This is a genomic window from Vibrio sp. Y176 (assembly GCF_033438945.1).
This window is the reverse complement of sequence record NZ_JAWOQS010000006.1, coordinates 203,799-217,069: the sequence shown is the minus strand read 5'-3', so window position 1 is coordinate 217,069 and position 13,271 is coordinate 203,799. Positions and strand designations below refer to the sequence as shown.

Genomic DNA, 13,271 nt, shown 5'->3' with positions numbered 1-13,271 from the left:
GCTACTATACTTGCGCTGCCAATAATGGCAGCGCTATCGGAGATTTACATGAACAATACCGACCATCCTCCCAGTCGTTGGGTGAGTAAGATTAAGGGAGCGAAATAACCCGCTTCGGTATTGGCGATCTCCGCCTTACCTAAGTGGTGAGGCATCTTTTCTAATTTTCTTCTCGTTATTTCCTTCATACATTCTGAATAGACAGTGCATTCGCATTGGTTTTCTCTGTGCATCTTAATTGTTGTCTGACTTTTAGCGTGCAAGAGTGGCTTTTCATGCTTTGTCGATGGTCGTTACCAATGCCAATCGGGAGATTCGCCATGACGGTAATGAACAACACTTTTATTGAAACAACACCAAACTTTTCTGAAGTAGAAATTGGTGCAGCTCGCAATGCATTCTTGCAGTACGAGCAAGAGCAACAAGTCCATTTGCTTACGGTTATGCCGATTGATGAGGCTGTAGGTATTTTACAGCATTGCTCTGTCGGCTATGTGAATAGTCTTATTGCTCAACTTGAGCAAGCAGGTCATGACAAACGCGCACGTCATTATGCTCACCAACTGGGTCTGCATATGTCTGAAGTTGATACACCCGATGGTTATTTATCAACTAGTGTTTTAGGGCATGTAAAACAGCGTATTGGATGGATCATTGCGCTGGCTCTTTTAGGGATAGTGTCAGGCTTGATCATCGCTCAGTATGAGGACACCCTTAGTCAGCTTGTTTTACTTGCAGTGTACATGCCAGTGATTGCAGCTGCTGGTGGTAACACAGGAACACAAGCAGCAACTTTGGTGATTCGTGCTCTTGCTACTGGAGAGTTAAAAAAACGCCAATGGTTAGAAGTTTTGTGGAAAGAGAGCCGAGTCGCTCTATTTATTGCGCTAGCGATCGCTATCGTGATGATTGGACGCATTATGTTATTTAGTGCAGGACAATCAACAGGAGGCTTTGAACTGACCGATATCGCACTGGCAATAGCAGTTGCGCTGTTCATTCAAGTCACCATTTCTACAACATTGGGCGGGCTGTTGCCAATTATTGCACGAGCTTGCAAGTTGGACCCAGCCGTATTGGTGAGTCCAGTTCTTGCGTCTATCGTCGATATTTCAGGAATGTGGATTTACTTTAACGTGGTGAACTATTTCTTAGGTATTGCCTGACTAAAGTTCACAATGTCATTGTAAAAAAGCTGCTCAAAATGTGTAATCGGGGCGATGACAGGTGTGTTGTCGTCCCGTTTTTCTGGGAAGTAGTCTGAAACAAACTGAACAAAAATGGTGTTAGGTTGACCATTTTTATCCAAGCCATATCCAGCCATATTGTAAGTCCCGTAGATAGAGCCACTTTTCGCGATCAGCTGTCCTTTAATTGGAAGTTTTCGCATACTTTGTCGGTACTTTAATGTCCCGGATTCACCTGATTTCGGCATGATGGCAATCAATTTGAGTTCGTTTTCATGCTTCCAAATATAGCGCAGCATTTCAGCCATCTTGGTCGCGGAGATCCGGTTATTTCGCGAAAGTCCTGAGCCGTCTTCTAGGCGCGCATTACGAATATCAATACCAGTGTTGGCGAAAATGATCTGCTTGATCGCTTCTGTACCGTTAGTAAAACTGCCTGGCTGAACGAAAAATTTAGCACCAAGTGTTTTGGTTAATGTGTCGGCAATCAAGTTGTCAGAGTTTTTGAGCATATCTTCAAGAATGTCTGGTAAGGCCTTTGATTGATGCATTGCGATGAGCTTTCGCTGCTTTTCTGGCGCCGTACCGACCCTAATCTTTCCCGATACCCCAATGTTGAGCTCCTTGAGCAAAGCCGCCAACCTTTGACTGGTGTAACGCTCAGGGTCTTGAACCGCAAATTTCAGTGGCAATGGTTTGTCTCTTTCAACCAAGCACCCTGTTAGCTTGTAGTTGTTATCGGGATTTGCAACTAAACCTAAGTCACAATGACGACTTTTCTTAATGGTTTTAGAAACTGTTTCTACGGTACTTGTGACACGAATAGGTTGATGCTCTGGTACGTAGACCCGCGTTCCACCATCTTTTTGTGTATAGATAGAGGCTTGTACACAGTTGTTATTGAGTGTGATGGTCGATGCCGGAGCGCTGTAGCAAACTCCCAAGATATCCCACGGCCAGCCCACCGCACGGTTATAACCAGTGAATGCGCTGTTATCGAGCCATAGGTCACCGTTAATCCGTTTTAAGCCATTTTTCTTAGCTAGAGTGAGAAGTGATTTTAAGTCGTTGGTTTGGAGTGTTGGGTCGCCGACAAAGTAAATCACTGCATCTGAGTTCGACGTTTCCAGCTTGGTTCGAAACCGGAAATTATCACCCAGTTCTAGCTTTGCGGCTAATGCGGTGACGATTTTTAATGTACTCGCTGGTGGGAACAGTTGTTCGGTAGGATGAACACCGTCAAGCTCAGCATTTTCACTGAGTTTTTCCGCAACTAAACTGATGCGGGCGCCTTCAGGCAACACCTCTTGATGAGGGTACGCTTGTGAAAAAGCAGAAAGTAATGAAGAGAATATGAGCAAGGGCCAACGTAAACGCATAATGATACTTTCTAAGGTGAGTTATGTGATTGAGTATACGCAAGTCCTTTCAATATGCTAGGTAACTAAATAAATGCTTCAAATGTCTTCATGAATGAGACACGAGAGAAAGGCGCGCTGCTTAAAATGAAGTATAAAAAATGCCCGCTTAAAGCGGGCATTCGATATTCTAGTCAAAGACCTGAATTAGAAGTCGTAACGTAGACCTAGAGCTAGCTCGTCTTCAGCATCGATCTTAGTTGCAACTGTTTTGCTAGTGTCAGTTGAACCAAACTTGTCACCTGCATCAATCAGGTTGAAGTTGTAAGAAATGTAACCACGGAAGTTAGGCTTGAAGTAGTAAGAAGCATCAACAGCGAAGTTGTTTGCAGAAGTTTCGTTGTTAGTTTCTGCATTGTTGTATGATGTTGTAAATACTGTTTGGCCTAGAGTGTAAGCACCCGCTAGCTCGTAACCAGTGTAATCAACTGTGTTACTGTTGTTTGAATCTTCCATTTTCTCGCCGTCAGTGAATACACCAGCGAAGTAAAGATCAGACATTGTGTAAGATGCAGCTAGCATGTACTCGTTAGCTTTGTCTTGATCTGCGTAACCAGCACCTAGCTCAAGACCAGTGTCAGCTAGAGCGTAGATTGCAGATAGAGAGTAACCGTCTTGTTTGTTGTCGTAGTACTCACCAGTGTTTTTGTTTTCCATACGATCAGCGAAGCGGTAGCTTGCTTTTACGCTTAGGTTTTCAAACTGGCCTTTGTAAGCCATCATGTTGTCTGTACGGTCTGATACAGCTAGTTTGTCTGCTGCAGAGTTACCGTGGTAAGCCATGATATCTGTGAAGTCAGTGATAACGCCTAGTGCACCTTCAGTTTTACCGTATGCGAACTCACCGTAAGCACCGCCAAGACCAGCGTAAGCAAGACGAGTTTCTAGATCGCTCTTGTCGTCGCCGTCTACAGTACCGTTTTGAGCAGTCTCAAATTCACCTTCCCAGAAACCAACACCGTATAGGTTGTCATTGATTTCTTGTTTACCAAGGAAGTTTAGACGGATGCGAGATTTGTCTTGAGCGTCGCCATCTTTCATAGATAGACGTGCTTCAGCACGGCCGCCCATTTCTAGAGAAGTACCGTCTTGGTTGTAAAGTTCAGCTGCGTTTACGCCAGTTGCCATAGCTGCTGCAGATACAGAAAGAGCAATTAGAGTCTTTTTCATCTTATTTGTCCTAGTTAGCTGTCCATAATCATTGTTGTATGGGGGAGAGGTGATCTCTCACAAGTTGTTGGTCCAAAATTGGCTAATTGAGCGATATAGTTCGCACTTGTAAGCCATTGATCTAACAACTCGCTGGACATGTTTTACTGCTAAAGTTTCCGTATGAGTTAGTAAAATGATATAAATCCCACTGATGAACACTGTTCAATTGTGCGTTGTTTTTATTTAAATTACTGTTTTTGATTGAAATTATTGGCAATGACATTGGCCTGACATTGATTAGTTTTTATCTTTTTTGAGGTTTTTGGTGTAATGAACGGTGTTGTTTTTCAATAAATTGAGAAGGTGATTCGCCCTAGAACCGCTCTAAAAGTGAGTTATATCATTATGCCGAAAAGGCATAGTCTTGCTGTCTTTCGAATTAAGATGATTTCGTCCGGGAGTTTGTTTACACTAAACGAAATACATCTTTAAGCGCACTACCCAGTCCTATGACAGGGTGGGCTTTTTTTTGTCCAAAGACCCATTTGGGCTTGAGGTTATAAAATGGAAAAAGTTCCAATGACACTACGTGGCGAGCAAAAGCTACGTGCAGAACTCGATCGTCTACTTAAACTACGTCCTCAGATCTCAGAGGCAATTGCTGAAGCTCGTGAGCTAGGTGATTTAAAAGAGAATGCTGAATATCACGCCGCTCGTGAAGAGCAGGGCATTTGTGAAGCACAAATCCGTGACATTGAATACAAACTGTCAGTTGCTCAAGTTATTGATGTAACGAAGATGGAGAACACGGGTAAAGTTATTTTTGGTTCAACCGTAACCTTGATTGATATCGACACCGAAGAAGAAAAAACGTACCAAATCGTTGGTGATGACGAAGCCGATATCAAAGCAGGTCGCATTTCAGTGAGCTCACCTATTGCTCGTGGCCTGATTGGTAAGATGGAAGGCGATGAAGTTGCTATTCAAACTCCGGGTGGCGCGAAAGACTTCGAAATTGACCGAGTAGAATATATCTAAGTCGTTTGGAGTAGCATTACTACTCTGATAAAACGCAAAAAGGTCGCCTTAGGCGACCTTTTTTCTTCAGCAACGTAAGTAGAGTTACTTACGAGGGATTTCGATTTTACGCTCTTCAGACTGGCGGTATAGCACAAGCACTTTACCAATAGTCTGAACTTTTTCAGCGCCCGTCTCACGTACGATAGCGTCGATGATTAGCTGTTTTGTTTCACGATCTTCCGAAGCAACTTTTACTTTGATAAGTTCGTGATGGTTAAGAGCGATTTCAATTTCTGCTAGCACGGCTTCTGTAAGTCCATTTGCGCCCATTAGCACAACAGGTTTTAAACTGTGAGCTAGGCCTTTAAGGTGCTGCTTTTGTTTGGTGCTTAGGTTCATTACGCGGCCAATTTTCTTTAAAATAAGGGTTGAAAAAAGCTATTTTAACGCCATCTATTGCTGAAGACTATAATTTATTGAGTAATAGGTAGCGCCTATTAAAACAATAGCTCCAATTTGTGCCTTGTTGGGATTAAAATGAGTAAACAAAAACATTCGGCTAGTTCTGGTCGTTGGTTGAAAGAACACTTTGATGATAAATACGCGAATGAAGCCCGAAAAAAAGGCTACCGCTCACGTGCTTATTTCAAGATCGATGAGATTCAAACGAAAGATAAATTGTTAAAGCCTGGAATGACAGTCGTCGACTTGGGGGCTGCGCCGGGCGGATGGTCTCAATATGCTGCTAAGATAGTAGGGGACAGTGGTCAGATCATCGCGTGTGACTTGCTTCCTATGGACCCGATTGCTGGCGTTAGCTTTTTACAAGGCGACTTTCGTGATGATGCGGTATTGGAAGCTTTGCTAGAAAGGATCCAACCTTCCATGGTAGACGTAGTAATGTCTGATATGGCGCCTAACATCGCGGGAAACAATTCTGTTGATCAACCTCGCGCTATGTATTTAGTTGAATTAGCTTTAGATATGTGTCGACAAGTTCTAGCGCCTAATGGTAGCTTTGTCGTAAAGGTTTTCCAAGGGGAAGGCTTCGATCAGTATGTGAAAGAAGTCCGAGACATGTTTAAAGCCGTAAAAATTAGAAAACCAGACTCATCGCGAGCTCGCTCTCGAGAGGTCTTCGTCGTAGCCACTGGTTACAAAGGTTAACCATTTTGCTCTCTTGAGAGCGTGTTAACACTATAGCTACAGTTAATGAACTGTAGTACCCTACCTTTAATTACAATTAGTTATCGAGAGGCTTACACCTTGAGTGACATGGCAAAAAATTTAATTCTGTGGCTTGTTATCGCCGTCGTATTGATGTCGGTATTCCAGAGCTTTGGCCCTGGAGAAAGCAATGGCAGAACCGTGGATTACACCACGTTTGTACAGGAAGTTGGCCAAGGCCAGATTCAAGAAGCAACTTTTAAAGACGGTGAAATTAGCTTTGTTCGTCGTGGCGGCGGTGCCAAAATGGTCACTTACATGCCAGTGTATGACCAAAAGCTTCTAGATGACCTAATTAACCAAAACGTGAAAGTACAAGGCACGCCTCCAGAAGAGCAAAGCTTGCTGGGTACTATCTTCATCTCTTGGTTCCCAATGATCTTACTAATTGGTGTATGGATTTTCTTCATGCGTCAAATGCAAGGCGGCGGTGGTAAAGGCGCCATGTCTTTTGGTAAGAGCAAAGCTCGAATGATGAGCGAAGAACAAATCAAGACAACTTTTGCTGACGTTGCAGGTTGTGACGAAGCAAAAGAAGACGTGAAAGAGCTGGTGGACTACCTACGCGATCCAAGCCGCTTCCAAAAGCTGGGCGGTAAGATTCCAACGGGTGTTCTAATGGTTGGTCCTCCAGGTACGGGTAAAACGCTTCTAGCGAAAGCCATTGCCGGTGAGGCGAAAGTACCATTCTTTACTATCTCTGGTTCTGATTTCGTAGAAATGTTCGTTGGTGTTGGTGCATCTCGTGTGCGTGACATGTTTGAACAAGCAAAGAAAGCCGCACCTTGTATCATCTTTATCGATGAGATCGATGCGGTAGGTCGTCAACGTGGCGCAGGTGTTGGTGGTGGTCATGATGAACGTGAACAAACACTAAACCAAATGCTCGTTGAGATGGATGGTTTCGAAGGTAACGAAGGTATTATCGTTATCGCTGCGACTAACCGTCCGGACGTGCTAGACCCTGCGCTACTGCGTCCTGGTCGTTTTGACCGCCAAGTGGTAGTTGGTCTTCCAGATGTACGTGGCCGTGAACAGATCCTAAAAGTTCACATGCGTAAGGTCCCTCTAGCGGGTGATGTAGAGCCTTCTCTCATCGCGCGTGGTACTCCAGGCTTCTCTGGTGCTGACCTAGCAAACTTAGTTAACGAAGCAGCCCTGTTTGCTGCGCGTGGTAACAAGCGCAACGTTTCTATGGTTGAGTTTGAACTGGCGAAAGACAAAATCATGATGGGTGCCGAGCGCCGTTCAATGGTGATGTCTGAGGAAGTGAAAGAGTCAACCGCATACCACGAAGCGGGTCACGCGATTGTTGGTCGCTTGGTTCCTGAACACGATCCAGTGTACAAAGTGTCTATCATTCCACGTGGTCGTGCGTTGGGTGTAACAATGTACCTTCCAGAGCAGGACCGCGTGAGTATGTCTCGCCAACACCTAGAATCAATGATTTCTAGCTTGTACGGTGGTCGTTTAGCAGAAGAACTTATCTACGGTGCTGACAAAGTATCAACCGGTGCTTCTAATGATATCGAGCGCGCAACAGATATTGCTCGTAAGATGGTTACTCAATGGGGTTTCTCTGAAAAGCTTGGCCCTCTGCTGTATGCAGAAGATGAAGGCGAAGTGTTCTTAGGGCGTAGTGTAACTCAGACTAAACATGTGTCTGACGATACAGCGAAGTTGATTGATGACGAAGTTCGTCAGATCATTGACCGCAACTACGATCGTGCGAAGAAGATTCTTCAAGAGAACATGGATATCATGCATGCGATGAAAGATGCGCTGATGAAGTATGAAACCATTGATGCTCGCCAGATTGATGACTTAATGGAGCGCAAAGCTGAAATTCGTGAGCCTGCGGGCTGGAGTGATAACTCAGCAAGCAAACCAGAAGACAGCGACAAGCCTCAAGCAAAGCAAGAAGTTAAAGAAGAAGCAACGGAGACTGCGAAAGATGCAGAACAGCCTAGCTCTTCTGAAACAACTTCTAACGAAGCGCCTGAAAAGAAAGACTCTGAATAAAGAGTATCGATAATATTAAACCCCGAGTTATCTCGGGGTTTTTGTGTTTATGATGATGATTACAGCAAATAACAAATCTTTGGACCTTTCGCGTCCACATGTCATGGCCATTCTAAATGTGACACCGGATTCCTTTTCGGATGGCGGTAAATACAACTCAATTGAACTTGCTCTTGCTCAAGTTGATAAAATGATAAAGGCTGGTGTAAGTATTGTTGATGTTGGTGGTGAATCAACAAGACCTGGTGCACCGGATGTGTCTTTGGAAGAAGAGCTTAGGCGTGTTGTCCCAGTAATCAAAGCCATTCGTGAAAAATATGATGTATGGATTTCCGTTGACACCAGTAAAGCAGAAGTGATGCGTCAAGCAATTGATGCTGGGGCTGATTTGATCAATGACATCCGCTCGCTGCAAGAGCCAGGTGCTCTGGAAGTCGCAGCAGAAGCAAACCTTCCAATTTGTCTGATGCATATGAAAGGTCAGCCTAGGACCATGCAAGTTGACCCTCATTATGATGATTTAATGGGGGACGTGTCGGCTTTTCTAGAAGAACGTATCGCGGCGTGTGAAGCAGCAGGGATTGATAAATCTCAACTGATTCTCGATCCTGGGTTTGGCTTTGGCAAAACAATCGAACACAATTATCATATGCTTGCTCATCTTGAAAAGTTTCATGAATTCGGCCTGCCTATTTTGGCTGGCATGTCTCGTAAATCCATGATCTTCAAACTGTTAGACAAGCCAGCGGCAGAGTGTACGAACGCAAGTGTCGTTTGTGCTACGATTGCCGCGATGAAAGGCGCGCAGATCATTCGCGTGCATGACTTTGAAGAGACAATCGAAGCGATGAAAGTTGTTGAGATGACGAAAAACAATATTTAAAAATAATAAAGGAAAGTTTATGTCGAATGAAAGACGTTACTTTGGTACTGACGGTGTGCGCGGTAAAGTAGGACAATACCCAATCACTCCAGACTTCGTACTTAAGCTTGGCTGGGCTGCTGGTCGTGTACTAGCGAAACAAGGCACAAAGAAAGTTATTATAGGTAAAGATACACGTATTTCAGGTTATATGCTTGAATCTGCACTAGAGGCTGGCCTTGCAGCTGCGGGACTTAAAGCAACATTTACTGGTCCCATGCCAACTCCAGCTGTGGCATATTTAACTCAGACTTTCCGTGCCGAGGCTGGTATTGTGATTTCTGCATCACATAACCCATATTACGACAACGGCATTAAATTCTTTTCTTCTGAGGGTACTAAGCTACCTGACGATATCGAATTGGCGATCGAAGCTGAGTTAGATAAAGAAATTGAATGTGTGGAGTCTGCTGAGCTTGGTAAAGCAACCCGCCTAAATGATGCAGCTGGTCGTTACATCGAATTCTGTAAGAGTACTTTCCCATCTGAGTTGAGCCTTGCGAACTTTAAGATCGTAGTAGACTGTGCGCACGGTGCAACGTACCACATCGCTCCAAATGTTTTCAAAGAACTTGGGGCAGAAGTTATCGCTATGGGCGTAGAGCCTAACGGCATCAACATTAATGAAAAAGTGGGCGCAACAGACGTACGAGCTCTTCAACAGCGTGTTGTTGAAGAGCAAGCGCATCTTGGTCTCGCATTTGATGGTGATGGTGACCGCATCATTATGGTCGACCACCTAGGTAACAAAGTTGATGGTGACCAAATTGCTTATATCATCGCTCGTGATGCACTTCGTCGTGGTGAGCTAAAGGGTGGTGTTGTTGGTACACTAATGACTAACTTGGGTATGGAAAATGGTTTAAAGCAGCTAGGCATTCCGTTTGTACGTGCTGCTGTTGGTGACCGTTATGTCATGGAGCAACTGCTAGAAAAAGGTTGGAAAATTGGTGCTGAAAACTCAGGCCATGTGATCTTATTAGATAAAGTCACAACCGGCGATGCGATTGTTGCTGCACTTCAAGTACTTGCTTCTGTAATTGGCAGCGATATGTCTTTATATGAACTATCGCAAGGAATGACATTATATCCTCAGGTTTTAGAAAATGTCCGTTTCTCAGGAGAAAGTAACCCTCTTGAAGCTACAGCTGTATTAAATGCTGTCGCTGAAGTAGAGGCGACACTTGGTGATAAAGGGCGTGTATTGCTGCGTAAGTCTGGCACTGAGCCTTTGATCCGCGTTATGGTGGAAGGAGAAGATGGTGAACTAGTTCAACACTCAGCATTGAAAATCGCTGAGGCTGTTAAAGCAAGTTGTTAATCATTGCGTTAAAGCATGTCTTGAATGAAAAGGGCGTCTTTTGCCCTTTTTTTGAGCGCTTAACGCATTGGCATTGATTTTTTACTAATTTTCCCTTGTCAGCGTTACTGGCTTTCGCTAGTATTGCTCCGCCTCCCGTTAGGAGGTCGCTAGCCTTGTTCATTATGATTTATTCTTTTGAACGGCGCTGGCTCAACAATTTGGAACATAGGTGGAAAAAATGTTTTCAGTTCTACTTGTGATTTACCTGTTGGCAGCGCTTGGTGTGATTGGCCTTGTGTTGATTCAACAAGGTAAAGGCGCAGATATGGGAGCCTCGTTCGGTGCTGGTGCTTCAAACACAGTGTTTGGTGCTGGCGGCTCAGGTAATTTCTTAACCCGAACAACTGCTATTTTAGCAACCGTATTCTTTATCGTTAGCTTGTTACTTGGTCGTATGTCTACGCACCAGACTGAATCACAATGGGTAGACCCAACGTTAGGTCAACCAGTTGTTGAACAAGTTAAGGATGCAGCGAGTGAAGTTCCTGCCCCTGCGGGTGATGAAATTCCTCAATAAGCTGTAAGGTTTTGATGCCGAGATGGTGAAATTGGTAGACACGCTAGCATGAGGTGCTAGTGCCTTAGGTGTGAGGGTTCGAGTCCCTCTCTCGGCACCATGTATTTACAAACTTGTAAATCACTTGTTTGCGAGTATAATGCTCAGCAAGTCGGACGCGGGGTGGAGCAGCTTGGTAGCTCGTCGGGCTCATAACCCGAAGGTCGTCGGTTCAAATCCGGCCCCCGCAACCAATCTCTTTCTTTAAAAGGAAATCGTAGATTGGCAAGTTTGCGTAGTGCTAACCACACTACGAGTTAAGAAAAGCAATTGTTGGCTATTCTTAACGTATCAGGGTCCAGCAGCATAAAACCCCGACTATCGGGGTTTTTTGTTATCTGAGCTTTTTGAAATAGCTCAGATACTGCTTGGTTTTTTGATTGGGCTCTGAGCCCTTTTTTTGTTTCTGGAGTGGTTAAATGACTGGTTTAGAAAGACAACTTACTGAAATGCTTGACGCGCCAGTAGCGGCATCAGGTTATGAGTTAGTTGGATTAGAATTCATTCGTGCAGGCGCGCACTCAACGTTACGTATCTACATTGACCATGAAAATGGTATTAACGTAGACGACTGTGCAGAAGTTAGCCACCAAGTTAGTGCAGTTTTAGACGTTGAAGATCCAATTTCTGTTGCTTACAGCCTAGAAGTGTCTTCTCCAGGTTTAGAAAGACCACTTTTTAAAGCAGCACATTACGAGCAATTTATTGGTCACGAGGTCAGCATCGTATTGAAAATGGCTGTAGCAAACCGTCGTAAGTGGAAAGGTATTATCCACGGTGTTGATGGCGAAACAGTGACAATTACTGTAGACGGTCAGCAAGAAGAGTTTGCTCTAAGTAACATTTCCAAAGCTAACCTGATCCCTAAATTTTAGTTCCCTAAAAAAGTTTAAGCTTAGAGGCTAAATACAATGAGTAAAGAAATTTTAGCGGTAGCAGAAGCGGTATCGAACGAAAAAGCGGTACCTCGTGAGCGTATCTTTGAGGCTCTTGAGATTGCTCTAGCAACTTCTACAAAGAAAAAATACGAAATCGAAATCGACGTACGTGTTGCCATTGACCGTAAAACCGGTGAATTTGTAACTTACCGCCGTTGGTTAGTTGTTGATGACGTTGAGAACCCTACAAAAGAGATCTCACTAGAAGCAGCGCAATACGAAGATGACTCAATCGAGCTTGGCGACTACGTAGAAGACGAAATCGAATCAGTAACGTTTGACCGTATTACGACTCAAACTGCTAAGCAAGTTATCGTTCAAAAAGTTCGTGAAGCTGAGCGCGCACAAATCGTTGAACAGTTCATCGACAATGAGGGTGATCTAATCACTGGTGTCGTGAAAAAAGTAAACCGTGACACAATCGTGCTTGATCTTGGTAATAACGCTGAAGCGGTAATCCTGCGTGATGACCAACTTCCTCGTGAAAACTTCCGTCCAGGCGACCGCGTACGTGGCCTTCTTTACAAAGTCGCGCCTGAAGCACGTGGTTTCCAATTGTTCATCACTCGTTCTAAGCCAGAAATGTTGGCAGAACTGTTCCGTGTTGAAGTGCCTGAAATCGCAGAAGATATTATCGAGCTGAAAGGCGCAGCACGTGATCCTGGTTCTCGTGCTAAGATCGCTGTCAAAACAAATGACAAACGTATCGACCCTGTAGGTGCGTGTGTTGGTATGCGTGGTGCACGTGTACAGGCTGTTTCTGGCGAACTTGGTGGTGAGCGTATCGATATCGTTCTTTGGGATGATAACCCAGCTCAATTCGTTATCAACGCAATGGCGCCAGCTGATGTTGCTTCTATCATCGTTGATGAGGATGCACACTCAATGGACATCGCAGTTGAAGCTGACAACCTAGCGCAAGCTATTGGTCGTAACGGTCAAAACGTGCGTCTAGCATCTCAACTAACCGGTTGGGAACTGAATGTTATGACAGTTGCTGATCTTCAGAAGAAACACGCTGAAGAATCACAAGCATCTATTGAAAACTTCATGAAGTACCTAGATATTGAAGAAGACTTCGCTCAACTTCTTGTTGAAGAAGGTTTCTCAACGCTAGAAGAAATCGCATACGTGCCAGTTAACGAGCTACTAGAAATCGATGGTTTGAATGAAGAACTAATCGAAGAGCTTCGTGGACGTGCAAAAGATGCACTAACGACGATCGCACTAGCACAAGAAGAGTCTTTTGAAGGTCTAGAACCAGCTGAGGACCTACTTGCACTTGAAGGTCTTGAGCGTGAGATGGCATTTAAATTGGCAGCGAAAGGTGTAGCGACACTGGAAGATCTTGCTGACCAAGGTATTGACGATTTAGAAGGTATCGAAGGCCTGACCGAAGAACGTGCAGGTGAGCTAATTATGGCCGCACGTAACATCTGTTGGTTCGGCGAAGAAGCATAATTTTC

General features: G+C 44.3%; 12 protein-coding genes and 2 tRNA genes. 11 read left to right on the top strand and 3 right to left on the bottom strand.

Features of this window, described 5'->3' with window-relative positions; genetic code table 11:
* Window positions 1–320: 320 nt before the first annotated feature.
* Complete coding sequence (locus R7O13_RS16515; RefSeq protein WP_005380062.1) at window positions 321–1,166, top strand: magnesium transporter; 846 nt, start codon at window positions 321–323, stop codon at window positions 1,164–1,166.
* Here R7O13_RS16515 and dacB read toward each other — a convergent pair.
* Both dacB and R7O13_RS16505 read right to left on the bottom strand, forming a co-directional pair.
* The gene (gene dacB, locus R7O13_RS16510; protein ID WP_086047024.1) at window positions 1,145–2,566 is read right to left on the bottom strand and encodes a serine-type D-Ala-D-Ala carboxypeptidase; all 1,422 of its coding nucleotides are present in this window, start codon (window positions 2,564–2,566) and stop codon (window positions 1,145–1,147) included. The genes R7O13_RS16515 and dacB overlap by 22 nt on opposite strands.
* Before the next feature lie 186 nt (window positions 2,567–2,752).
* Complete coding sequence (locus R7O13_RS16505) at window positions 2,753–3,775, bottom strand: porin (protein ID WP_005380064.1); 1,023 nt, start codon at window positions 3,773–3,775, stop codon at window positions 2,753–2,755.
* 546 nt (window positions 3,776–4,321) lie between these two features.
* Between R7O13_RS16505 and greA the strand changes: the two genes are divergently transcribed.
* Window positions 4,322–4,795 (top strand): transcription elongation factor GreA, encoded by a 474-nt coding sequence (gene greA, locus R7O13_RS16500; RefSeq protein WP_005380065.1) that lies wholly within the window; start codon window positions 4,322–4,324, stop codon window positions 4,793–4,795.
* A gap of 84 nt (window positions 4,796–4,879) precedes the next feature.
* Here greA and yhbY read toward each other — a convergent pair whose 3' ends face one another.
* Complete coding sequence (gene yhbY, locus R7O13_RS16495; protein ID WP_005380066.1) at window positions 4,880–5,176, bottom strand: ribosome assembly RNA-binding protein YhbY; 297 nt, start codon at window positions 5,174–5,176, stop codon at window positions 4,880–4,882.
* A gap of 138 nt (window positions 5,177–5,314) precedes the next feature.
* Between yhbY and rlmE the strand changes: the two genes are divergently transcribed.
* The 9 genes from rlmE to nusA all read left to right on the top strand — a co-directional run bounded on the left by rlmE (window position 5,315) and on the right by nusA (window position 13,266).
* Complete coding sequence (gene rlmE / locus R7O13_RS16490) at window positions 5,315–5,944, top strand: 23S rRNA (uridine(2552)-2'-O)-methyltransferase RlmE (protein ID WP_005388985.1); 630 nt, start codon at window positions 5,315–5,317, stop codon at window positions 5,942–5,944.
* A 108-nt stretch (window positions 5,945–6,052) separates the two neighbouring features.
* Window positions 6,053–8,026, top strand: a complete 1,974-nt coding sequence (gene ftsH / locus R7O13_RS16485) for an ATP-dependent zinc metalloprotease FtsH (RefSeq protein ID WP_017635895.1) — start codon at window positions 6,053–6,055, stop codon at window positions 8,024–8,026.
* A gap of 52 nt (window positions 8,027–8,078) precedes the next feature.
* Entirely contained in the window at window positions 8,079–8,909 is an 831-nt protein-coding gene (gene folP, locus R7O13_RS16480; protein ID WP_017820419.1) for a dihydropteroate synthase, read from the top strand.
* 19 nt (window positions 8,910–8,928) lie between these two features.
* A complete protein-coding gene (gene glmM, locus R7O13_RS16475; protein ID WP_005388992.1) occupies window positions 8,929–10,269 on the top strand; it encodes a phosphoglucosamine mutase in 1,341 nt (446 codons plus the stop codon).
* Window positions 10,270–10,489: 220 nt separating this feature from the next.
* Window positions 10,490–10,828: a preprotein translocase subunit SecG gene (secG, locus tag R7O13_RS16470; RefSeq protein WP_005380080.1), complete on the top strand. Its 339-nt coding sequence runs from the start codon at window positions 10,490–10,492 to the stop codon at window positions 10,826–10,828.
* Between the two features lie 16 nt (window positions 10,829–10,844).
* Window positions 10,845–10,928, top strand: a tRNA-Leu gene (locus tag R7O13_RS16465).
* A 56-nt stretch (window positions 10,929–10,984) separates the two neighbouring features.
* Window positions 10,985–11,061: transfer RNA gene (locus tag R7O13_RS16460), tRNA-Met, on the top strand.
* 225 nt (window positions 11,062–11,286) lie between these two features.
* Window positions 11,287–11,742 carry a ribosome maturation factor RimP gene (gene rimP / locus R7O13_RS16455; protein ID WP_005386424.1) on the top strand — a complete coding sequence of 152 codons (456 nt, stop codon included), beginning with the start codon at window positions 11,287–11,289 and terminating at the stop codon, window positions 11,740–11,742.
* A 36-nt stretch (window positions 11,743–11,778) separates the two neighbouring features.
* Window positions 11,779–13,266, top strand: a complete 1,488-nt coding sequence (gene nusA / locus R7O13_RS16450; protein ID WP_005380084.1) for a transcription termination factor NusA — start codon at window positions 11,779–11,781, stop codon at window positions 13,264–13,266.
* The last annotated feature ends 5 nt before the right edge of the window (window positions 13,267–13,271 follow it).